The organism is Chryseobacterium gleum (assembly GCF_900636535.1).
GTDB lineage: Bacteria > Bacteroidota > Bacteroidia > Flavobacteriales > Weeksellaceae > Chryseobacterium > Chryseobacterium gleum.
Window position 1 is genome coordinate 1,377,353 of record NZ_LR134289.1, and the last position, 22,862, is coordinate 1,400,214.

Below are 22,862 nucleotides of genomic sequence, written 5' to 3' on the forward strand. Positions count from 1 at the left end.
TTATACAACAAATGAAGTCGAAGAAATATAATCTATGGATTATAGTCGGAATTGTGTTGTTAAACTCCATTGGACTTTCGATTGTAATTCCGTTGTTGCCCTTTTTGATTGGAAACTATTTGCCGCAACAACAAATAGTTGTAGGAATTAGTTTGCTGATGTCGATATACGCCGCCTGTACATTTTTTGCTGCACCTGTGTTTGGTGCGCTGAGCGACAGGTACGGAAGAAAAAAACTCCTGCTGATCAGTTTAGTCGGTTCGGTATTTGGCTATGTATTGTTTGGTATCGGTGGTGCATTATGGATTCTTTTTGTCGGAAGAATTATTGACGGGCTTACCGCAGGTAACATTACTATTTTATTACATAGCCGACTCCACAGAAGCTGATGAAAGAGCAAAATGGTACGGCTATATAGGTGCGGTTATGGGAATAGGAAAAATCGGCGGACCGGCACTCGGCGGTTTATTGGGAAGCATTTCAATAGGGCTCACTTTTTTTATAACAGCCGCTTTGATTTTTCTTTCAGCCGTTGCGGTTTATTTTCTGCTCCCCGAATCTTTACCAAAGGAAAAGCGAACAACACATTTATCGCTTAACAGCTTCAATACCTTTTCGCACTTCAAAGATATTTTTCTGTTAGAGGCTTGAAATTTTTTGTTTTGATAGGTCTGTTGTTTTATGTGGGGATAAATGTTTTTCAGTTCAACTTCACACTTTTTTTAAAAGATATTTATCATGGGACGCCTGTACTTATCGGCAGCATCTTAACTTTTGTGGGTATTTGCGAAATTATTACAAGAGCCATTTTACTGCCGTGGTTATTGAAGCTGTTTTCGGATAAAAATATTGGAACAGCAGGATTAATTATCGTGGGTATCGGCCTAGGTTTAATTCTCACGAGTATTTATGTAAATTCAGCCGTCGTTATTTCCCTTGCGGTAATTGCCATCATTTCAGGCGAAGGTTTATTCGACCCCATTTACAACGGAATACTATCGAAATCAGTCGAGGAAAACGAACAAGGAAAGTTGCAAGGCTTAAATCAAAGCCTGCAATCGGCAAACAATGTGCTGGTTCCGTTGGGCGTGGCTGCCATTTATTTTTACAGTCCTACCATTTTATATGCAACAGTAATGTTCATAGCCTTTGGTGCTGCTGTGATGTTTACCAATTATAATTCTTCGAATCAACAGCGGAAATAAATATAATTTGGACGAGACTATTTGCACAAACTGCGATAGCTTGATCCCTCCAATTGACCACCTTTAATCTATTGATCAGGTAACTCCAAAATTGGCAAAGATGGGTCAATTCAAATGGCTTATCAATTAACCAGCGGACAGCAGATTACGATATCCATCATTCACCTCACAAAAATGTTAAAAATGGCAAGAAAGCTTTGATATATGAACTCTGGAACTATTACAATTTTCTTATATCTTAGAAATGACTTTTCACAAACAAAAGTTGATCTAAAGCAATTACTTATATATTTTGCTTTAAAACAGATGTCTGATAAAACAAATTGGGAATTTGGACAACTTTACAACCCAAGAAGTGGACTAGCTTTTAAATTTGAACTTAAAGAACTTATTTCTAAAATATCTGGTGGAAAATCACAAAGCGAAGCATTTGAAAGTCTTTTAAATGGACTAGTGAGGAAGGTTCAAATAGATAGTAATTTTTAAAAATTTTAATATGGAAATACAAAGAACAATTCATAATGTAAGTCATAATTTCCACATATTATTTGATGTAAAAGATCATCGAAATGTTATTGGAAATATTGAGGTTAATAAAAATGTTGAAAACTTTAGGAGACTAGAAAATAGCTCTGAAATTTTAAAGAGCATTTTACATAAAGCATTGTACGAAAATTTTCAAGCAAGATGATACAGTATCTAAAGAAGTCTTTATTGATGGCTGTTTACATAGATCGAAGTGTACAAAAGTGGTGCACGATCAAGATGTTGCAACATCTTTTTTTCTACATTTCCGCAAGAATCCCGCCATATTAAACACTTACAGATCAGTGTTTTATATTTTTTTACAGATAAATTTAAAAATGCAATTGTACTATTTTACTACACCTCCAACCTTATAAATTACTGTAAATTGAAAAATTAACATTTTCGAATGCAACAGTGATAAATGATACATTTGGCCTGTATACCTCAATTTTCATTTATTTTAGGACAAAATAATTTAAAATGCTAACAAGTATCGTTTAAGCTTTTATTAAAATGTCTTAATTAATCTACCTATTAATTCTCTGTTGGATTTATTGACTCCAAAATCTTTTGATAGTCTTGACCATTTACTAATTGCTGATGTTGTTTGCTCAATAACATTCTCTATGAATTCTATTGATAGTTTAGCCTCCTTTCCTAATTTAACAAGATGTTTTGTTGTTACATTTTTGCCTTCTCCTAAAATCATGGTACTCTGCTCTCCGCCAGGACCTGCCGAAAATGTTAAATCGTAGGCAGGAGAAAGTTTCCAGTTGCCGTTTTCGTCCATTAAAAAGCTAAAGTTCTTTGCGTGGTCATCCCTGTTATGAGCCATTACATTGAAGACCGCCAGTCGATACATTTTTTCGACTTCACGAATATCCTTGGTCAGGGTTGCGGTCAAGTTCAGTAAATCTTCATAATCAAGCGAAGGTAGCCTGAAATTGCTATGCAGCAAACCACTTACAGTGTGCATATGTAATCTTCTATTTCCATCCCTATCGAATCTTTTTACTCCAAAATAACCGTTCCCATTTTGAGAGGGAAATAAATGCACGTCCGGCATTGAGATACCAGCTTCTGCAGCCATCAGCGCATAGACATATTCAATGGCTCCTGAACCGGGACCGTCCTGTGAATTAGAAAACTTAACCAACCAATGTTCAAAATTTTCGTCTAAGTTTTGAGCTCCGTATAAAATATTTTTACGTTCGCTATCTACGCCAATAAGTGCTTTTGGTCTGGCACCTGCCGAAGAACCATTTAAAGCTAACAGCTCAGTAATTACCTCTTCCGAACTTCCTTCCAGGACTTTTTCAGTTTGTACAGCCAGCAAATCCAGGTCGACTTTATCTTGCGGCACTTCAGGACTATTATCCGGCTCATAGACCAATGCTCCCATTCCGTGCATACCTACGTGAGCAAGGCGGTCCAGTGGTGAAACATCTGATGGCATCAATCCAAAGGTTCTGATCATCCTGTCAAATAGCAATCTTCCCCAGCCATCCGGCAAGCTGTCGCTGAATACCCCGGCCAATCCGTCAAATGGATGCAGAGGCAATTCACTAAGGCCTCTTTTCAAGGGCAGTCTGAAAGGAGATATTTCAATTCCTGCGTCGAGAAAATTGTCATCATATTGGAAATAGATGACACCGTTACGTATAGCAAGACGTCCAACATGCTGGACTGCCATGCCAAAATCTAACCCTACTTTTATTTCTGAAACAGGCTTAATCATTTTCTTCGACCTCTTTTTTTAATTATAGTATCATCTTGTTTCAAAACATCGTCTATTGAAGTAAAAGCTGGCTTATCTGGCTTAAGAGCATCAAGCATTTCTTCCAATCCTCCAACCACCATCAAGATCTTTAGAAAAGAGTCCAGCGAAATCAATCCTTTTTGCTCAAACTTCCTAAGGGTGGAAAGTGCTACACCTGAACGTTCAGCCAGACCTTCCTGAGTAAGCTCCATCAGAAGCCTCCGGTCACGAACGTGAGTAGCAATCATCTTTTGTGCCTTAGACATTGATATAAATAACATAACTGTATTATTTAACTATAATTACAAGCAATAATTATCATTATTGTATAACAAATATAAAAAATTGTAAGCTATAAAATCAACTAAAATATATTATCTTTTTATTTTGTTTTCGATCTGCTCATTAGTTTCATTTTGATAATTCATTCCAGACGTCAAAATTTTTATTAAATTCTGTTGTGAATGGTGTTTACTCTGCGCAGCTCGCTTTCGGAAATATACGAGAACTTCGCGGCAAGATCCTACATAATATCTTAAGAAAAACCTATGTTATATTAAATCCTTCTAAATTTACAATGGTAATTTCTCAGTCTTTGTTATCGAATTTTGAAAGGTCATAATCCTTTCCCAAATTTCCAAGAACATTGACTTTAGCATCGGGAATGGTTTAAATGATGGTTTCTACCTACAACAATCAGTTGCCTACTGAAGTTTCCCCGTTCCATCGATTCGTGCATCGATACCGTCCAAATAAGACGACAAAAACAACAAACCTAAACTGCGTCTTCTTTGGTAAAGAGATTGATGAAATCACAAGTCTTTTTTGATATCTGCTTTTCTTATCCCTGTTCCATACCACTTAATCATTATTAATACTTAATTTCAAAATTTCATCTACAATTATTACTTTAAGAAACCGTCACCCCGAAAAGATGTCCAATCAAAGCGGTAATTCCCATGGCAACCGTTCCCCAGAAACAGATTCTTAAAACAGCAATTCCGATTTTTGAACCGCCTGTTTTTGCTGAAATGGCTCCTAAAATCATTAAGAAAATGATAGAAAATCCATACTGAAAATAAACCATCTGTTTAATCGGAGCTAAAAGTGAAACCGCAAAAGGCAGCAATGCGCCCAAAGCAAACGAACCGAATGATGCAAACGCAGCCTGCAAAGGTTTTGCCTGTGTTATTTCATTGATTCCCAATTCGTCATGAGCGTGAGCAGCCAAAGCATCGTGCTCTGTGAGTTCGGTGGCAACTTTCAAAGCGGTTTCTTTACTTACACCGCGTCTCTCGTAGATCTTTGCCAATTCTCTCAACTCCACTTCCGGCATTTCTTCAAGCTCGCGTTTTTCTCTTAAAAGATCAGCTTTCTCGGTGTCTTCCTGCGAACTTACCGACACGTATTCTCCTGCTGCCATAGACATCGCTCCGGCGATCATTCCGGCTAAAGCGGCAAGAATAATGGTATTTCTGTCGGGATTGGCTGCAGCAACACCAATGACTATGCTTGTGGTAGACAATAATCCGTCATTTGCACCTAAAACCGCTGCACGAAGCCAGCCGACCCTATTCACATAATGTTTTTCCAATTGATGATGCATAAGCTTTATTTTTTTGTTTAAAAAATGACTTGCCAAACATCTTTAGCAAGTCAAATTTAAAATGATTTTATTTAAATCTCAAATTCAGGGAAATAATATCAGATTTCAATCCCACAGATTTCGTATAATGTCCGTATCTGATTTCCAGCATATTCAGCCTTTCGACACCAAATAAACCATTCTTCGGACTGATCCTGATTCCTGCCCCGTAAAAATTACTGCTGAATTTTGAAAGGTCATAATTACTTGTATAAAAGTCATCAAAAGCCGTATGCTCTTGATAAGGCGCAAAATATTTAGCCGCAGTCTGAGAATAATACCTGTAAAACGGACTTACCGAAACAAAAGGCGAAATTTTCACCGGCGTTTCCAGGCTGAAAGTATTAGATTTTAAGCCCCAATCGTCGGTATAATAACGATAATACGCTCTCAGAATCACTTTGTCCCCGAGGAAATAATTAGCTCTTACTCCCAAAGGAATTTTAAACCTTTTATCCGGCAAAGCTTCCTGATGAACTGAATTATCTTTGAAATAAACCCTGTGGAAAGGCAAACTTAAATATCCTGTCTGCTGAACACCGTCCGCCAAAAATTCAACCTGAAAATTCTGATTGATGATTTGCGAATAGGATAGAGACAGTGCATAAGTATTTCTTCCGCTGGTTCCGTAGTTTTCGTGTTCTCCTCCGGTGCTTCCGTTTGTTCTGAGCTCAATCGGAGCAATCAGTTTTACCTGATCCAGATAAGCCTGAAATTTTGCGGTAAACTCTCCCATTCTGTTTTTGGTCTTTTGCGAAAACCCGATGTTTGCACCGTAAGATGCATAATCGAATTCAAAAGAGGTAGAAATGCCCGCCATTAAAGTCGTTCCTTTTTCAGTGTTCTCACGGCTCCAGCTTAATGCAGGATAAATTCTGTTGTCTGCGTGGGAAGCGGATGAATTGGCTTTCAGATCGATCATATCCGACGAAGCGGAAGTATAATGATCGATCCCGACACTGAGATCGAATTTGTTTTTCCTGTCTTTCTTGTCGTATTTTACCATAGTTACATCGATGGTATTGGAAATGTCGGTCAGTTTTTCCGTCCCGATTCCTCCCGTCACTGCAGAATTGTTTCCGTTTTGTTTATAATAGCTTGAAACTAAATTAGCTTCATCAAAAGTCAGTTTTTTAGGCTGTTCATTATTTGTGTTTTCCTGTGCTTTTGCGTTGAAAATTCCGAAAAGAGCAATAACACTTACGATCAATTTTTTCATTTTTGAATCACAATTAAATTTTACGATTACTCTTTTTAGTTACATCCGCAACCACCGCCAACTTTTCCGGCATTTGCGCCCGAAGATCCTTCTCTGTAAGATTGAAAGCTGAGTTCAGTCTTTTCAATCGTTCTGTTTCCCAGAACCATTTCGGCGTCGTTCAGTTTATTTTTTTCGTACTCTTTTACAGTTGTACACGAGTTCAATAATGGAATTGTCAGTATCAAAAGAACAGCAATTGATCTGTAATTCAAAGCGTTGAATCTTCGCAGCCCGGCTTGAACGGAGCTCTTTTTGTGAGGAACGAACAAAAAAGCGGGAGTGGAAGACGGATAAAGCTGCCCAAACAAATATTCGACAAGCTTTTGACTGTTTTTTATAAGGTTTTTCATTTTAAATTAATGTTTTGAGATGAATAAATTTTGTCATGGTCATCAATAATGATGCATTCCAGATGATTGATCTGGTTGATCATATTGAGCGCCGCATCGATTCCCATAATGCTTACGGGAGTCGCCATTGCATCGGCAATTTCTGCGTTGGGACAAAAAATAGTAACACTTTTCACGCCCGAAACAGGCATTCCTGTTTTAGGATTAATGGTATGAGAATATTTTTTACCGTTAATCATAACGAATTTTTCATAATTCCCGGAAGTTGCAACCGCCATATTGGTGATATTCATGTAGGAAAACGGCTGTTTTGCGTTGTCTGGATCGGCAATTCCGACAGTCCAGGGTTTTCCGTCTGCTTGATTTCCCCAGGTCGTTAAATCACCCGAAGCATTCACAATTCCGGAAGTTACACCTCTGTTTTGAAGCATTTGTTTTGCCATTTCTGCAGCGTAGCCCTTCCCGATTCCTCCGAAACCGATCCGCATTCCTTTTTCTTTGAGGAAAACGGTTTGATTTTCGCGATCAAGAATAATGTTCTGATAATTAACGAGTTTCAGATGTTCTTTAATCAGTTCAGGATTGGGAAGCTGTTGCATCTGCCGGTCAAAATTCCAGAAGCTTTTGTCGATTCCACCGTAAGAAATATCAAAATATCCGTCTGTAACTTTACTGATTCTCAAACTTCTTTCAATTAAACCAAAGATTTCCCCATCCACTTTCACAGGTTTTATGCCTGCGTTTTTATTGATGAGATTGGTCTGGCTTTCCTCACTGAAAGTCGTCAAAAGCTTTTCGATCCTCCTGATTTCGTCAATCGCTGCATCAATATGCTGATTTGCAGAATTTTCATCATTGCTTACAACGGTAATTTCAAAAGCATTCCCCATTAATTTCTGAGGTCTTTTGAACTCTCTCAACATATGATCTTATTTATTTTGGTTTTCTTTAATATCCCGTACTTCTTTGGTGAAAGCTAAAGCATTTTCAGATGGAAGTCCCTCCCAGCTTTTCAGGATTTTGCCTTCCGAATTCAGCAACAATGTGTAAGGAAATAATCCTTTTTTATTGTACTGATCAGCAAGCGCTGCATTTTCTTTTTTCAATTCCGGAGAAAGCTGATTCTTTTTGTTTCTTGGAAAATCTGCATTGATGTAAACAGCGATATTTTCTATTTCCAGCTTTTTAAATTCATCGGTTTCGATGATAATCTTATGAAGTTTGATGCATGGAATACACCAATCTGAACCTGAAAAGTTCAGTAAAATAAGTTCTTTATTTTGGGACGCCATTTTTTTGGCACTTTCCCAACGGCTCTGCGCATGAATGCCAACAGCGAATACAACCATTAATATGGCTGAAAATAGTGTTTTCATTAATTTTTATAATGTTTTTAGAGAATAATGATGTTGTTTGATTGCAGATCAATCAAATTAAATAGATTATATGGACAAAGATTTCGGTGGTTCCCAGACGGATCCTGTAAATCCTTTGTAACAAAAATCTTCATCTTTTGAAGGAACTTTATGAGATTGTAATGGTCTGAAGCTTTCAGCTTTTGCTTCAAAATAAAAGCTTGGGTGAATCGTGAATATCAAAGTTAATGGGGCAGAATGAATTACAAACGGCAGTTTCTGATCTTTACCATAATCTCCGTCTTTAACGGGATTTTCATAATGGGTTTTCAGAAACGCTGTAAGAGACATTTCCGGATTCAACTTTTTGTGTTCCCAATAATGTTCTATCAAAGTCGGAATTTTCAACAGCTGATATACTTCAGTTGTTGAAATTAAATACAGTGACAATAACAGTATGGAAATCAATTTTTTCACAAATCAAAATTATAAAATATTTTATTAAGAATGATTATTTTTTATTTCCTTTCCAAAAGCCTTTTTAGAAGCTTATAGATCTCAAACCACAGCACAGAAACTGCAGCAGTAAGGAATGTAAATCCTAATTCTTTTACTGTAAGAGGCGCTACACTAAAGAATCCTGATACCGGCTTTACGTATAGAATAACAAACAATAATACAAGAACCAACGCGGAAATCCCTACTAATAAATAATTGCGATTTTTAAAACTTTCAAAAATACTGTAATGGAAAGATCGATTTACCAAACTCAGTAAAATATTCGCAAATATTAAAGTGCTGAACACCAAAGCTCTTGTTGTAGGCTCATCATTCCCCAGGTGAACAGAATATTGATACATCCATAATATTCCTGCTGTGATAACCAATCCCTGAATAATACTTACCATAAGCTCTCCCCAGTTCAGAAATGTATCTGTAAGCACTCTTGGAGGTCTTTGCATTGCATCTTTTTCAATAGGCTCATTTTCATATACAATAGAACAGGTAGGTCCCATTACCAGTTCAAGAAAAATAACGTGAACCGGGGTAAATATGTGAGGGAATATCCATCCCAGGAATAAAGGCAAAGAAACCGTAAGGATAATGGGAATATGAATAGAAATAATATACTGAACAGCTTTTTTGATATTGGCATAAATTCTACGCCCCGCAGCAATTCCTACTACCAGCTTTTCAAGATCATCATTCGTAATGACGAGCGCTGCCGCTGATTTGGCAATTTCGGTTCCTTTATTTCCCATTGCGACTCCTATATGAGCCGCTTTTAATGCAGGTCCGTCATTCACTCCATCTCCCAACATGGCCACTACGTTCCCTTGTGCTTTCAGTGCATTCACCACTTCAAGCTTTGCTTCAGGAAACATTCTTGTAAACAGAGTCGTTTTTTCAGAAAGCTTCATTAAATCATCTTCTGAACTTGCGGTGACCTCACTTCCATTAACGGCAGGAGCATTATTGATAATCCCGGCCTGCAATGCAATAGCCTTTGTGGTATCCGCATTATCCCCCGTAATTACCTTTACCTTAATCCCCGCATTATAAATATGCTGAAGCACTTCTTTTATTTCTTTTTTAGGAGGGTCATAAAATGCGGTCAATCCTAAAAATTCAAAATTAAAATCCTGCTGGTTTTCAGGGAAATTATTTCCTTCGAAATGAGATTTGGCAACTCCAAGAACCCGATATCCCTTTTCACCAAATTCTTTTACGATATTTCTGATTTTATTTTTTTCATCTTCTGAAAGTTCAGAAACAGTAAGGATTGCTTCAGGCGCACCTTTTGCCGCAATAATTCTCTCTTTTTGTTCATTTTCAAAAAGATGGGTCATCATAGGAGGTTTTCCTTCCAACGGATATTCATGAAATAACTTATAATTTTTTCTGTCGTCAGAATCCTGAGTCTGCTCATACACCTTATGTAAGGTTATTTCCATCGGATCAAACGGAACTGGCTCACTGCTCCACATCGCATAATCAATAAGTTCATCCAGCTCTTTTGTCTTGAAATTCTCCTGTTCATAAATCGTATCAGACTTATAATCATAAAGATGCTTTAGCTGCATTGAATTTTCGGTAATTGTTCCCGTTTTATCTGTACATATCACTGTAACACTTCCCAACGTTTCGACAATACTGCTTCGTTTGATAATAATTCCTTCCCGCATCAGCTTCCAGGCTCCCAAAGCCATAAAGGTGGTAAAAGCCACAGGAATTTCCTCGGGAAGTACAGACATCGCCAAAGTCAAACCGCTTAATAAGCTGGTCACAAAGTCTTCCGTTTTAATATAACTAAAAATACATACCGCCAAAAAAATTATCAGTCCAATAATCGCCATGCCTTTTACAAAATTCCGGATCTGAAGCTGTAAAGGAGATATTTCTTCTTTTATTCCCAGTATAGACTGCCCTATTTTTCCTACTTTGGTTTCTTTTCCTATTTGTTCTACCTCAAAAACTGCAAGTCCGGAAACAGTAATTGTTCCGCTATATACTTTATTATCTTCTGATTTGCTGTCTTTAAAAACAGAGAAGCTCTCCCCTGTAAGTGAAGACTGATTAACGGAAAAATCATTGCTATGTACAATGGTACCATCTGCATTGATCAGATTTCCTTCTTCGGTAATACAGAGATCTCCCACAGTAATTTCAAAAGTGGGTATTTTAATAATCTTTGAATTTCTTATGACCGTGCTTAAAGGCTCGTTCAATTTTTCAAGTTCTTCCAGGGCCTTTTTACTTCGGTTATCCTGATAGAAAGAAATAGCCGTAACTCCTATTATCGCGACCAACATAAATAATGCCTCACCATAGTCACCTATGATTACATAGATAAGGGAAACACATATCAATAAAATAAGCATGGGTTCTTTCAGAATATCAATAAGCATATCTGCCCATGTTTCTTTTTTAACCGCTTCCAGCCGGTTATATCCGTACTTTTTTCGGGAAGCTTCCACTTCCGCTTCTGTAAGACCTTTGAGATTTTCAGGGATATTGTAATTCATGTGAAATGGATGTAGTATTAAAATTACTGAATGTTTTTGTCATAACAGAATAATATTGATGATTTTAATCCTTAATTGATCTTCTTTTTAACCTGAACCACCCATTTTTCTATTTCCGATTTATCCCTAGAAGATAATTTTGCATCATGATGGATTATTGTATACGAGCTAAGCGGCATTTCTCCCTCTTTAACGGTTTCGGCAATTTCATCTAATTTCTTCAATTTTTTTTCTTTAGTATAGGTATTAAATTCATCAAAATTCAAATGTCTTTTTCCTGAATTGACATGATCTGCCAACCACCATTTTACCGGCTGTATATTACTATACCAGGGATAAGCTGTATTATTAGAATGACAATCGTAACAGCTTGTTTTTAATAAGCCCTGTACGTGGGATGACACCTGATAATGTTTTTCAATTGCATTTTCAGAAGGAGTGGCTGATATATTTTTATCAGTATCAAAAAATTGGATAACGATGAGAAACAGAACTATAAAGCCTGCTCCTATTTTTATTAAAGATGATGTTTTCATAATTTGTATTTATCTATAAGTTCTTTTATTATTCATCTGCAGTGTTCTTAAGTTTCATGAGAAGGGTATAAGCATTCTTGGTGACAATTTTCTTATTTTTAAAATCATCGGTATTAAGTATCTGTATGAACCCGTTCTCTGTTTCACCCAATGTTACAGGAGTCAGGCGGTAGGTACGTGTTTTCTCTTCCACAAAAACAAAGTCTTTCCCTTCAAAATTGATAATGCTTTCTTCAGGAACTGCATTGGAAAAAGAGGTACTTGTTTCTATTTCTGCATTCATATACATTCCAGGAACAAGGCTCTGGTCATATTTTTCAAAATGACAGTGTACTTCAGCCATACCTCCCGGGTTAACATCCTTACTGATCAGAATGATCTCTCCATAATATTTTTTATCAGGAGCCGCATTCGTGTAGGCCGTAAACCGTTGTCCCATTTTGAGGTTTCCAAGATCTTTTTCGTATACTTTAAGGTTAAGATGTATATCATCCGGATTGATGAGTTCAAAAAGGACATCCGAAGGATTTACATATTTTCCGATATTCACATTTACCTTACTCACAAACCCATTGATACTGCTGTAAACCGGAACGCTTTTTTTAATATTCCCGGAATTCAGCGATGCTGGGTTAATATTGATAAGGCGGAGCTGCTGGGCCAGAGAGTTCATCAGAATTTTCTGGCTGTTCATTTCAGACTGGGCCTGCTGCATGACTTTATCACTGGTAGCCTGACTTTGATTAAGGGTTTTCTGACGGTTATAGTCCAGTTCTGCAAAATGCATTTTGGACCTTGCCATTAAATAATCCTGCTGAAGCTGTATAAACTGCGGGTTTTCAATAACGGCAATCACCTGCCCTTTTGAAACCGGCTTTCCCGGCAACAGGCTGCTGGATTTGAGATATCCGCCCAGTGGAATACTTACCGAAACCAGGTTTTGCGGAGGAACATCAATCATTCCATTAAGCTTTAAAAGCGACGATATCTTCTGTAAAGAAAGGGTTGTAGTCGCTATAGGAGCATTTTTTAATTGGGCTTCAGTAAGCGTTACTACGTTTTCATCTTTGGAAGAGACCACTGCTGGTACCGGCTCCGTTTTTCCATGGTCTTTACACTCATAAAACATGAGCAATCCTATTATTTGCAGAGAATATGATATGATTTTAAATTTACGTTTCATTATTATGGGTTTAAAGTAAGATATTCCAATTCTATAGCACTCTGATTCAGTTTCCAGACTGCATCGGTATAACTGTTTTTTAAGGTGACTGCCTGATTGACCAATATTACAAATTCGAGGTAATTGATCTCTCCGGCAAGAAACTGTTTTTTAGCTGTTTCAGTGATAACATCGGCGTTTTTAAGTTCTGTGCTTTCATAGCGGGAAACAATGTCAAGATTAGTCTGATAAATCCCGGATGCTTTTTTACGCTGATTCTGCAGGTTGAATTCCATATTGGCAATATCATTTTCAGCAACTGATTCTGCAATTTTAGCAGCCTGAATTCTGGCTTTCTGTCCGCCTGAAAAAACAGGAACCGAAACACCCAGCTGTACGGAATGAAATTGTGGTGCAGAGCCGTACACTTTGTCATCAGCCCCCGTTCCTTTAAAACTGTTAAGATTGTAAGCAAGCTGCAATCCCGGAAGCAGCTTAGCTTTTTCAAGAGCTGTCTGCTGTTCGGAAACTTTTTTCAGCTGCTGCAATACCTGGATCACAGGATGTGAACTCAGCTCTTCTTTAAGTCCTCTGCTAAATAACTTCTTATCTTCAGGAACAAAATCTGTTTCAGTATTCAAAAGCCATTGCAGCTGATATTTCAAAACTGAAAGCTCCTGATTCAGCTGCTTCAGCTGTATTTCAATAGCAGATTTCTGGTTGGAAGCAGTTGTTTTTTCCAAAATATTACTTTCTCCTGCTTTCAGACGAATGCTTGCTTTATCCAGAAAGTCGGTATACAGCTTTAATGTTTCCTGCAGAAGCTTTTCTTTTTCTTTCCAATAGAGAATATTATAAAAAGTAAGGCTTACGGCTTTCTTTAGCTCATATTCTTTAAGGGAAACATTAAGCAGAGACTTTTTCCATTCTTCCGTATAAAGATTCTTCTGTTTTTTATATACAGTAGGAAATGCTATATTCTGAGAAATACCGAATTTCATATCTGTCAGGGCACTGTTGATTTGCCCATAGTCCATCGTAACTCCTGTCTGAGGAATATCTGATGCTGATCTGACAAGTGCCTTTGAATACTCGGATTTTAATTTTTCATTTTTAATAATCCTATTATTTTTCAAAGCGACATCAACAGCTTCCTCCAAAGTAACAGGGGTTTGGGATTTTACTTCAAGACCAATAAAACAGAATAAAAATACCAATACGGAAGCTATATTTCTGTTTTTCATTTTTTTCATTTTGATTCCTTTTTCAATATTTACATAAAGCAATGGTAAAACAAACAGAGTAAGGAAGGTTGCCACTATTAATCCTCCGATAACAACTGTAGCCAGTGGCCGCTGTACTTCGGCTCCGGCCCCGTTACTCAATGCCATCGGGATAAAGCCCAGCGAGGCAACAAAGGCGGTCATAAGGACCGGGCGGAGACGTGATTCTCCTCCGTCAATAACAATTCTTACAATATTTCTCATTCCGCTTTTGTAAAGACGGTTAAACTCAGATATTAAAACAATTCCGTTCAGCACAGCTACTCCAAAAAGTGCAATAAACCCTACTCCGGCACTGATACTGAAAGGCATTCCTCTCAGGGCCAGAAAAAATACTCCTCCGATGATGGAAAGAGGAATTGCAGTATAAATAAGTAAGCTTTCTTTTACAGATTTAAATGCAAAAAACAACATTACAAAAATAAGGGCAAGTGCAATAGGAACCGCAATCATGAGGCGCTGTTTGGCATTGTTGAGGTTCTCAAAAGACCCTCCATAGGTCATATAGTAACCCGTAGGGAGCTTTATTTTCTGATCTACTTTTCCCTGCAGCTCTTCAACAATGCTTTGTACATCCCTGTCCTTTATATTAAAACCTACGACAATTCTTCTTTGGGCATTTTCTCTCTGAATCTGGTTGGGACCATTCTTCACTTCCACTTTGGCAAGCTGAGACAGCGGAATCTGATTTCCAAAAGGTGTGGGAACCAAAAGATTCTTAATATCGGTAACATTTTTCCGGTATTTGGTATCGAGGCGTACTACCATATCGAAGCGTTTTTCACCTTCAAAAACCAGCCCTGTACTTTGTCCGGCAAATGCCGTATTGACAATTCTGTTAATATCTGCAACAGATAGGTGGTACTGGGCAATTAAAGGGCGGTTGTATTCTATAATTACCTGAGGCATCCCGGAAATAGGTTCGATGTAAAGATTCTGTGTTCCTTCAACAGTTTCTATAATTTTACCAAGTTTCTGAGCATTCCGGGAAAGAACATCCAGATCATCACCAAAAATTTTCACTACTACATCCTGTCTTGCTCCGGTCATCAATTCATTAAAACGCATCTGCACAGGATATTGAAAGCTGGCTGTAATTCCGGGTACTTCCTGAAGCTGTTTCCCCATTTTATCCGCTAATTCGGGAAAAGTAGAGGCAGAGGTCCATTCTTTTTTATCTTTCAGGATAACCATCATATCAGAAGCATCCATCGGCATTGGGTCTGTAGGTACTTCCCCGCTCCCGATCTTTGTAACGACCTTCTGCACCTCGGGAAATCTTGATTTGAGAATATGTGCTGCTTTTTGGGTACTTTCAATTGTTGTGGTCAAATTACTTCCCGGAAGCACTCTTGTGTCTACGGCAAAATCTCCTTCTTCAAGGGAAGGAATAAATTCGCCCCCCATTTTGGATAAAATGAAAACGGCTGTTATAAATAAGACTGCCACTACCCCAAAAACTATTTTGGGTACTCTGAGAAGTTTGAGCAAAACTTCAAGATAGATCTTCTCTACCTTTTTCATCATGCTGTCTGATAAAGTAGGTTTATTACTTCTTTTTCTCAGCAATACCGCACTCATCATCGGAATATAGGTCAGTGAAAGTAAAAATGCTCCTAGCAGCGCAAAAGCTACGGTCTGTGCCATGGGTTTGAACATTTTCCCTTCAATTCCCTGCAGGGTAAGAATTGGCAGATAAACAATCAGAATAATAATCTGTCCAAAAACAGCACTGTTCATCATCTTTCCGGCAGAATCAATAACTACAGCATCCATTTCTGATTTGCCTACAGAAAACATTCTTTTGAATTTTGAATTATGGGTCAACTGATGCAGAACAGATTCCACAATAATAACTGCCCCATCAATAATAAGCCCGAAATCCAAAGCCCCAAGGCTCATAAGGTTCCCGCTGACTCCAAAAAGGTTCATCATACAAATTGCAAATAACATAGCAAGAGGAATCACTGAAGCCACCAATAAACCGGCTCTTATATTCCCAAGGAATAATACAAGAACAAAAACCACAATCAATGCTCCTTCTGTAAGATTTTTTTCAACAGTACCAATAGCATTATTCACCATTTTGGTTCGATCCAGGAAAGGCTCTATCACGACTCCTTTTGGAAGCGTCTTCTGAACCTGAGCGATTTTCTCTTTTACATTTTTAATCACCTGGTTACTGTTTTCACCCTTAAGCATCATAACGACCGCTCCTGAGACTTCTCCTTCATCATTAAAGGTCATGGCTCCGTATCGGGTCGCAAAACCCGGCTTTACTTCTGCAATATCTCTTATAGACAGCGGGACATCGTTTGTTTTTGTAGCAATAGAAATATTTTTAATTTCTTCAATGTTTCCGACCAAACCTTCACTTCTAATGTATAAAACCGTAGGCCCCTTTTCAATATAAGCACCTCCTGTATTTTGATTATTAGCTTGTAGCGCATCGAAAACATCATTAATGGTAATTCCATAAGCATTCAACCTATCCGGATTGACTGCAATCTCATATTGTTTTAGCTTTCCTCCAAAGCTACTGACTTCTGCAACCCCTTTTACACCTAACAGCTGCCTCCTTACAATCCAATCCTGAATTGTACGAAGCTCCGTGATATTGTATTTTTTTTCATATCCTTTTTCAGGTCTTATTACATACTGAAAGATTTCACCTAGTCCCGTAGAAATAGGTCCTAGTTGGGGATTTCCTATTCCCTGCGGGATAACAGCCTGTACCTGCTGGAGCCTTTCAGCAACCTGCTGTCTGGCCCAGTAGATGTCAACATCATCTTCAAAGACAATGGTAACCAGCGATAGTCCAAATCTGGAAAAGCTTCTGATTTCCTTTAATCCTGAAATATTATTGTTGGCCTGTTCTATAGGAAAGGTAACAAGCCGTTCTATATCTGTTGCACCAAAAGAAGGTGCCATCGTAATGACTTGTACCTGATTATTGGTAATGTCGGGTACCGCATCTATCGGTAATTTAGTGACCTGATAGGAACCAATTCCCATAAGCCCTAATACCAACAATGCAATAATGAGTTTATTCTTTACAGAAAACTCAATGATTTTTGTAAGCATAAATGATTGATTATTAATCTTAATTATTGAGATAAGTTATAGGTATTCTGAAGCACACTATGAATACATCTGCATCTTTTGCAGATACTTTATGGCAAAGCGGAATACTCTCAATCAGAGAATGATTGAGAAAAATAGATTAAGATTGATAAAATTTTGGAGGCTCCCAGATAGAATTTAAAATTTCCTTATTGTAAAGCGCACTTTTGTAAAAGGTCTTTTTGATCTCAATAGAATTGTACACCTTCTCGGTAAAATGAAGATCTAAAATTGGATTAACGGTAAATGCAACAGAAAGAGGACTTGCGTGTGAAACAAAAGGTAGCTTTTGATCCTGATCATAATCATTATCTTTAACCGGATGATCATAATGCATTTTCAGAAATGCAGTAAACGACATTTCAGAATTAAGGTTTTTGTGCTGAAAATAATGCTCAATGAGAAGCGGCATTTTCAAAAGCTGATATAGTTCGGTTGTAGAAACCAAATAAAGGGATAACAACAATATGGAAATCAGCTTTTTCACTATAACAAAATTATGAAATATTTCATTAAGAACGATTTTAAATAAGCCCAATCATTGGTTTTTCATTATTATATTTTCTTAATAATACTCTTTCTAATCAGCAAATTGATAAAGTCTCTATAATCTATTTCATACCTATAAAGTCAATGAATAAGAATTGCGTTTGAACAATGTTGGCAATTCCCCAATATATGTGATATTCTAAGTCTATTGCTACCCATGAATCTTTACGATAAGGTCTTCAGAATTTATTATTTCACCACCAACTTTTACCGCTTCAACCATTTATTATATCATCGGTTTTAATATTTTGCTTTCTTTGTATTAATGAATGAGAATGAAAGAAAAATATATCTTTACAGTGCCTTTTTGATCACACTAATGGTCAATTCTGCAAAACTGATGGCCCTTAACAGTGATGGGATTATCGCCCGTTACTGGCAGTTCAATATTGGGGAATATGGCTACCAGTTTTTGTATAATATGGCATTCTGCCTTTTGTTACTGTATCTTAACCTGTCCCAGGGTAAGTTTCTGAGTGTCTTTAGAGAAAACAAACAATACTGGAGACTCTATATATTCAATGTCTTGGTGTTGGTGGCAGCAATTATACTGGGAAGTATGATCCATTCTTTGCTCTTTGGGACTCCCCAACTTACGGGAGGAAGAATTAGAGGATATTTTGTCCGGTTTTTGCTCAGCAGTATCATGATTGCAGTCGTTATCCGACTTATTCTTCTGATGCGTGAAAGCAGAAATAAGGACCTTATCAACGAGCAGCTCAATTCCGCTTACCTTAAGGCACAACTGCAATTGCTCCAGGAACAGCTTAACCCGCACTTTCTATTCAATACATTGAGCAGCCTTTCTGCCATAGTAAGGGAAAATCCAAATCTGGCTCAAAACTATATTCTCCATCTTTCCAAAATCTTCAGATATACGCTGGTTCGTTCAGGTAACAATCTGGTAAGTCTTGAGAAAGAGCTTGAGCACCTGAAATCCTATATACAGCTGGTAAAAATGCGGCTGGAAAATGCATTTCAGATTCATATCAATATCAGCGAAGATTGTATAAACAAACAAATTCTTCATTTATCACTGCAACCCCTGGTGGAAAATGCTGTTAAACATAACAAAGCCACCCTTTCACATCCTTTAACTGTAGAGATTTATGAAGAAGACAAATGGCTTATTATCCGAAATAATCTCCAGCCCTCCATCAGTGAGACAGAAGGCACTGGGCTTGGTCTTACCAACCTGAATGAGAGATACAAACTGCAACTCCATAAAGAAATAGAGATTTTCCAGACAAAAGAATATTTCATCGTAAAGCTTCCCTTCTTATGAAAAAAAATTTACATATCGTCATTATCGAAGATGAAGCTGCAACCGCAAGAAATCTTGAATATATCCTGAAAGAAATCAACCCGGCAATCCAAATTGTGAAGACTTTACCAAGTATAGCAGAAGCAATGGATTGGTTCAGATTAAACGATAGTGATTATAATCTTATATTTTCGGACATAAAGCTTTCTGATGGGTTATCATTTGAAATCTTCAGACAGGTAAACATAAGAAAGCCCGTTATTTTTGTTACGGCATATAATGATTATGCTATCGAGGCCTTTCGTAACAACGGCATTGATTATGTTTTAAAACCTTTTGACACAGAAGAAATACAGCGGACTTTACTTAAATACAATACCCTTATTGCTGATGATTCAAAAAATAGACAGGACAAAACAGAATCTCTGCTAAAGAAGCTACAACATACAACAAAGCAATATAAAAAATCCTTCCTTATTCATTACTGTGGCAGGCTTATCCCTGTTGACGCGGCTAAAATCAATTGGTTCCATACCGCAAATGAAATCGTATACGCACATATGGCCGATGGCAGACAATATGTAGTGGAATTTACCCTGGAACAGCTGGAACATGAGCTCGATCCTACTCTATTTTTCAGGGCTAACCGCCAATTCATTATCAACAAGAATGCTGTAGATGCCGTAGAATATTTCTTTAATGGCAGACTGCTGGTCAAAATACATCCGCTACCTCAGGAACAAATCCTTGTCAGTAAAGCAAAAGCGATGCATTTCAGAAAGTGGCTGGATCAATAATGAATTCACCCCGGAATTTAGCAGCTTCATCCTTTTTTATCTTAAAGGAAATAATCGTTCTTGATACATTTGTTTCACCAAAAATTAAAATTTCCAAGATGATTTTAAAACAAAAACAATGGCCCATTCTTGTGACAGCATTTCTATGTATGACATTTGCAAATGTAACGGCACAGGCAAAAAAGTTAAAGGACAGTACTCCCGAACAGCGCGCAAAGATGATGACGGAGTGGATGACAAGTAAATTAGCATTAAATACTAAGCAGGTTGAGCAGGTCTCTGCTCTTAATCTTCAGTATGCCCAAAAGAACGACCCGATTCTGCAAAGTAATGAAGGTAAACTCGCTAAATTCAAAAAACTGAAAGCTTTACAGAAAGAAAAATCCAATGCCCTGAGCCAAATTCTGGATGCAGGACAATACAAAAAATATGAGGAAATTAAAGATCAGATGGTTCAACATATTAAAGACAAAAGAAAATGAAAAAACTATTCTATCCATGGGTAATGATTTTGTTTATTACCACTTCTGCATGCTCTCAAAGCACTAACGACACTGACGAAGCTGATCCTATTCAGCCAAAACTTGGCAACAGCTTTCAGGGACCTATTCAGAAACCGGCATCAGGATATGGTGCAGACGGAAATTTTGAAGTGGCTGAAATTGATTTTAATAACCCCCAGTACGCTGGAACACAGGTTTCAATTTTCTATCCTAAAGGAATTACTTCTCCCAGACCTACTATATTTTTTTCACATCCCTTTGGTGGTGAGGATAAAGAATACAATATAGAGCTGTATAACTTTATTGCCAAGAAAGGTTATGTGGTAGTATTTGTGCCTTATCGCACCATAGATATCAGTGTTGATCACCGTTACCAAACCCTGTGGGAAGGCTTCGTAAAAGCTGCCACAGATTATCCTAATATTATTGATACTCAGAAAGTAGGATTTATGGGACATTCTTTCGGCGGTGGGGCAACTATTGATCTTGCCTATAAAGCATTTACGGAAAAAGGTTGGGGACAAAACGGACGTTTTCTTTTCACCATGGCTCCGTGGTATTCCTTTAATTGGAACAGTTCATTAACTACCCAACAGCAATTACAGAGTTTTCCTTCCAATACCAAAATGATCACCCAGGTCTATGATGAGGACGATGTCAACGATCACAGAATGGCAATTGATATTTTTAAAAACATTAATATTTCTAACTCTGAAAAAGATTTTATTTACTTTAAATCATCTACCATTAATGGATACAATTATGTAACTGATCACGCAATGCCAAGTTCCCGAAAAGCCTTTGATGCATTAGATTATTATGGTGTATATCGTCTTTTAGATGCCATGATTGATTACAGCTTCAACGGAAACAGCAATGCCAAAAATGTTGCTTTAGGTAATGGTTCCGCGGCTCAGGTTACCATGCCTTCTTATAACGGACAATCGATGGTTCCATTGGAAGTTACAGATAATCCCACTCCTAAATATCCGCAAGGCAAATATCAGTTTCAATGCGGAGACAATACCAATCCACGAATTTCTTTCTGTAATTAATATGAAAGACAGCTTTCTTTGAATAAAACACATTTAAAATAATAATTAAAAAGGGTTTCCCGCTATGTGGAAGGTCTTTTTAATTATCAAAAACTATTTATTTTAGCAGCTCTAAATATAATCAATTAATAGTATATTGTGGTCAAAAACAATTAACAATGTCTGTCAAACATCAGGTCGAAAATCAAACAAAAAAAATCAAAAAATTCTTTGGTCTTTTAGGTCCCGGACTGACAACGGGAGCGGCTGATGACGATCCTTCAGGCATTGCTACCTATTCTCAGACAGGAGCTCAGTTTGGCTATGGTCAATTATGGACAGCCCTCTATATGCTCCCATTTATGACTGCCGTGCAGGAAGCCTGTGCAAGAATAGGAATGGTTACTGGTAAAGGACTTACCGGAGTTATCAAAGAGCATTACACCAAAAAAATACTCTATAGCTCTGTCGGATTGGTTGTCATTGCCAATACGATCAATATCGGAGCGGATATTGGAGCCATGGCAGCTGCCGCACAATTAATTATTCCTGCTGATATTGTTATACTTATGCTGTTTTTTACGGTTAGTATACTTACATTAGAGGTCTTCACCAGTTATCGGGTATATTCAAAAGTTCTTAAATGGCTGGCATTATCACTTCTTGCCTACCCTCTTACAGCTTTTATTATTGATCAGCCGTGGAAAGAAATACTAAAAGCCTCTATTGTTCCTCATTTTGAATTTTCTTTCAATTTTCTTTTTATAATCACCGGAGTATTTGGGACAACGATTACACCTTATATGTTCTTTTGGCAGGCTTCCCAGGAAGTGGAAGAAGAAAATGAAAGAGGTCTTATCCAAGACGGAAAGCCCAACATCGGATGGCGCCATATTCATGCAATGAGAAAAGATAATAGTATAGGAATGGTCATCTCTGAATTTACAACATGGTGTATTATATTGGTTGGAGGAACGGTTCTGCATAGCGCTCATATAACAGATATTAATACTGCGGCTGATGCAGCAAAAGCTTTAGAACCCCTGGTACAATCATTTCCAAATTCAGGTTTGATATCAAAAATCATATTTGCTACAGGAATCATTGGGTTGGGATTACTTGCCGTACCCGTTCTTTCAGGATCGGCATCATATGCGGTTTCCGAAGCCCTCAACTGGAATGCAAGTTTAAACCTTAAATTTGCAAGAGCAAAAGGATTTTATATGGTTATTATTATCTCTACACTTATTGGTCTGTGTATGAATTTTATTGGGATTAATCCTGTGAAGGCTCTTGTTTACACAGCTGTTCTCAATGGCGTAGCTGCTGTGCCTCTCTTGTTTCTTATCATCAGAATATCTGCAAGTGAAAGTATTATGGGAGAATTCAAAAGCAGGTGGCTTTCAAAAAGTTTATTATGGGTAACTTTTATATTTATGGCTACAGCGTCAATTGCAATGTTTTTTACGATCTAAAATAAAT

22 protein-coding genes are annotated in these 22,862 nt (G+C 37.5%); 9 read left to right on the top strand and 13 right to left on the bottom strand.

What is annotated here, in order from left to right; all coding sequences use genetic code 11:
- The first annotated feature begins 11 nt into the window (after nucleotides 1-11).
- The 4 genes from EL165_RS26460 to EL165_RS06270 all read left to right on the top strand — a co-directional run bounded on the left by EL165_RS26460 (nucleotide 12) and on the right by EL165_RS06270 (nucleotide 1,691).
- Complete coding sequence (locus tag EL165_RS26460; protein WP_002978603.1) at nucleotides 12-389, top strand: MFS transporter; 378 nt, start codon at nucleotides 12-14, stop codon at nucleotides 387-389.
- Nucleotides 274-651, top strand: coding sequence for an MFS transporter (locus tag EL165_RS26560; protein WP_237730167.1), 378 nt, complete (start codon nucleotides 274-276; stop codon nucleotides 649-651). Before EL165_RS26460 ends, EL165_RS26560 begins: the two co-directional genes overlap by 116 nt.
- 11 nt (nucleotides 652-662) lie before the next feature.
- Nucleotides 663-1,205, top strand: a complete 543-nt coding sequence (locus EL165_RS26085; RefSeq protein WP_198418454.1) for an MFS transporter — start codon at nucleotides 663-665, stop codon at nucleotides 1,203-1,205.
- Between the two features lie 204 nt (nucleotides 1,206-1,409).
- Nucleotides 1,410-1,691: a hypothetical protein gene (locus tag EL165_RS06270; RefSeq protein ID WP_002978600.1), complete on the top strand. Its 282-nt coding sequence runs from the start codon at nucleotides 1,410-1,412 to the stop codon at nucleotides 1,689-1,691.
- 550 nt (nucleotides 1,692-2,241) lie between these two features.
- Here EL165_RS06270 and EL165_RS06275 read toward each other — a convergent pair.
- From EL165_RS06275 to EL165_RS06335, 13 genes are all read right to left on the bottom strand, one after another.
- A complete protein-coding gene (locus EL165_RS06275) occupies nucleotides 2,242-3,426 on the bottom strand; it encodes a type II toxin-antitoxin system HipA family toxin (RefSeq protein WP_228370518.1) in 1,185 nt (394 codons plus the stop codon).
- A 41-nt stretch (nucleotides 3,427-3,467) separates the two neighbouring features.
- The gene (locus EL165_RS06280; protein WP_002978597.1) at nucleotides 3,468-3,758 is read right to left on the bottom strand and encodes a helix-turn-helix domain-containing protein; all 291 of its coding nucleotides are present in this window, start codon (nucleotides 3,756-3,758) and stop codon (nucleotides 3,468-3,470) included.
- Between the two features lie 644 nt (nucleotides 3,759-4,402).
- A complete protein-coding gene (locus tag EL165_RS06285) occupies nucleotides 4,403-5,098 on the bottom strand; it encodes a VIT1/CCC1 transporter family protein (protein WP_002978596.1) in 696 nt (231 codons plus the stop codon).
- A gap of 67 nt (nucleotides 5,099-5,165) precedes the next feature.
- Nucleotides 5,166-6,356 (bottom strand): DUF3570 domain-containing protein, encoded by a 1,191-nt coding sequence (locus EL165_RS06290; protein WP_002978595.1) that lies wholly within the window; start codon nucleotides 6,354-6,356, stop codon nucleotides 5,166-5,168.
- 35 nt (nucleotides 6,357-6,391) lie between these two features.
- Nucleotides 6,392-6,748, bottom strand: coding sequence for a DUF4266 domain-containing protein (locus EL165_RS26615; protein WP_002978594.1), 357 nt, complete (start codon nucleotides 6,746-6,748; stop codon nucleotides 6,392-6,394).
- Entirely contained in the window at nucleotides 6,745-7,671 is a 927-nt protein-coding gene (locus EL165_RS06300) for an FAD:protein FMN transferase (protein ID WP_002978593.1), read from the bottom strand. Before EL165_RS06300 ends, EL165_RS26615 begins: the two co-directional genes overlap by 4 nt.
- Nucleotides 7,672-7,677: 6 nt before the next feature.
- Nucleotides 7,678-8,124: a thioredoxin family protein gene (locus EL165_RS06305; protein ID WP_002978592.1), complete on the bottom strand. Its 447-nt coding sequence runs from the start codon at nucleotides 8,122-8,124 to the stop codon at nucleotides 7,678-7,680.
- Nucleotides 8,125-8,190: 66 nt separating this feature from the next.
- The gene (locus EL165_RS06310; RefSeq protein ID WP_002978591.1) at nucleotides 8,191-8,580 is read right to left on the bottom strand and encodes a hypothetical protein; all 390 of its coding nucleotides are present in this window, start codon (nucleotides 8,578-8,580) and stop codon (nucleotides 8,191-8,193) included.
- A gap of 41 nt (nucleotides 8,581-8,621) precedes the next feature.
- A complete protein-coding gene (locus EL165_RS06315; protein ID WP_002978590.1) occupies nucleotides 8,622-11,129 on the bottom strand; it encodes a cation-translocating P-type ATPase in 2,508 nt (835 codons plus the stop codon).
- Nucleotides 11,130-11,200: 71 nt separating this feature from the next.
- Complete coding sequence (locus EL165_RS06320) at nucleotides 11,201-11,665, bottom strand: heme-binding domain-containing protein (RefSeq protein WP_002978589.1); 465 nt, start codon at nucleotides 11,663-11,665, stop codon at nucleotides 11,201-11,203.
- A gap of 28 nt (nucleotides 11,666-11,693) precedes the next feature.
- Nucleotides 11,694-12,848 (bottom strand): efflux RND transporter periplasmic adaptor subunit, encoded by a 1,155-nt coding sequence (locus EL165_RS06325; protein WP_002978588.1) that lies wholly within the window; start codon nucleotides 12,846-12,848, stop codon nucleotides 11,694-11,696.
- Between the two features lie 2 nt (nucleotides 12,849-12,850).
- The gene (locus EL165_RS06330; RefSeq protein ID WP_002978587.1) at nucleotides 12,851-17,194 is read right to left on the bottom strand and encodes a CusA/CzcA family heavy metal efflux RND transporter; all 4,344 of its coding nucleotides are present in this window, start codon (nucleotides 17,192-17,194) and stop codon (nucleotides 12,851-12,853) included.
- A 139-nt stretch (nucleotides 17,195-17,333) separates the two neighbouring features.
- Entirely contained in the window at nucleotides 17,334-17,720 is a 387-nt protein-coding gene (locus EL165_RS06335) for a hypothetical protein (RefSeq protein ID WP_041461445.1), read from the bottom strand.
- A gap of 327 nt (nucleotides 17,721-18,047) precedes the next feature.
- Between EL165_RS06335 and EL165_RS06340 the strand changes: the two genes are divergently transcribed.
- The 5 genes from EL165_RS06340 to EL165_RS06360 all read left to right on the top strand — a co-directional run bounded on the left by EL165_RS06340 (nucleotide 18,048) and on the right by EL165_RS06360 (nucleotide 22,855).
- Nucleotides 18,048-19,067, top strand: a complete 1,020-nt coding sequence (locus EL165_RS06340) for a sensor histidine kinase (protein WP_002978585.1) — start codon at nucleotides 18,048-18,050, stop codon at nucleotides 19,065-19,067.
- On the top strand, nucleotides 19,064-19,843 hold the full coding sequence (locus EL165_RS06345; RefSeq protein ID WP_002978584.1) for a LytR/AlgR family response regulator transcription factor: 780 nt from the start codon (nucleotides 19,064-19,066) through the stop codon (nucleotides 19,841-19,843). The genes EL165_RS06340 and EL165_RS06345 overlap by 4 nt, the downstream gene beginning before the upstream one ends.
- Before the next feature lie 98 nt (nucleotides 19,844-19,941).
- Entirely contained in the window at nucleotides 19,942-20,325 is a 384-nt protein-coding gene (locus tag EL165_RS06350; RefSeq protein ID WP_041461718.1) for a DUF4890 domain-containing protein, read from the top strand.
- Nucleotides 20,322-21,401 carry an alpha/beta hydrolase gene (locus tag EL165_RS06355; RefSeq protein ID WP_002978582.1) on the top strand — a complete coding sequence of 360 codons (1,080 nt, stop codon included), beginning with the start codon at nucleotides 20,322-20,324 and terminating at the stop codon, nucleotides 21,399-21,401. The genes EL165_RS06350 and EL165_RS06355 overlap by 4 nt, the downstream gene beginning before the upstream one ends.
- Nucleotides 21,402-21,559: 158 nt before the next feature.
- Nucleotides 21,560-22,855 carry an NRAMP family divalent metal transporter gene (locus EL165_RS06360; protein WP_002978581.1) on the top strand — a complete coding sequence of 432 codons (1,296 nt, stop codon included), beginning with the start codon at nucleotides 21,560-21,562 and terminating at the stop codon, nucleotides 22,853-22,855.
- Nucleotides 22,856-22,862: the final 7 nt, after the last annotated feature.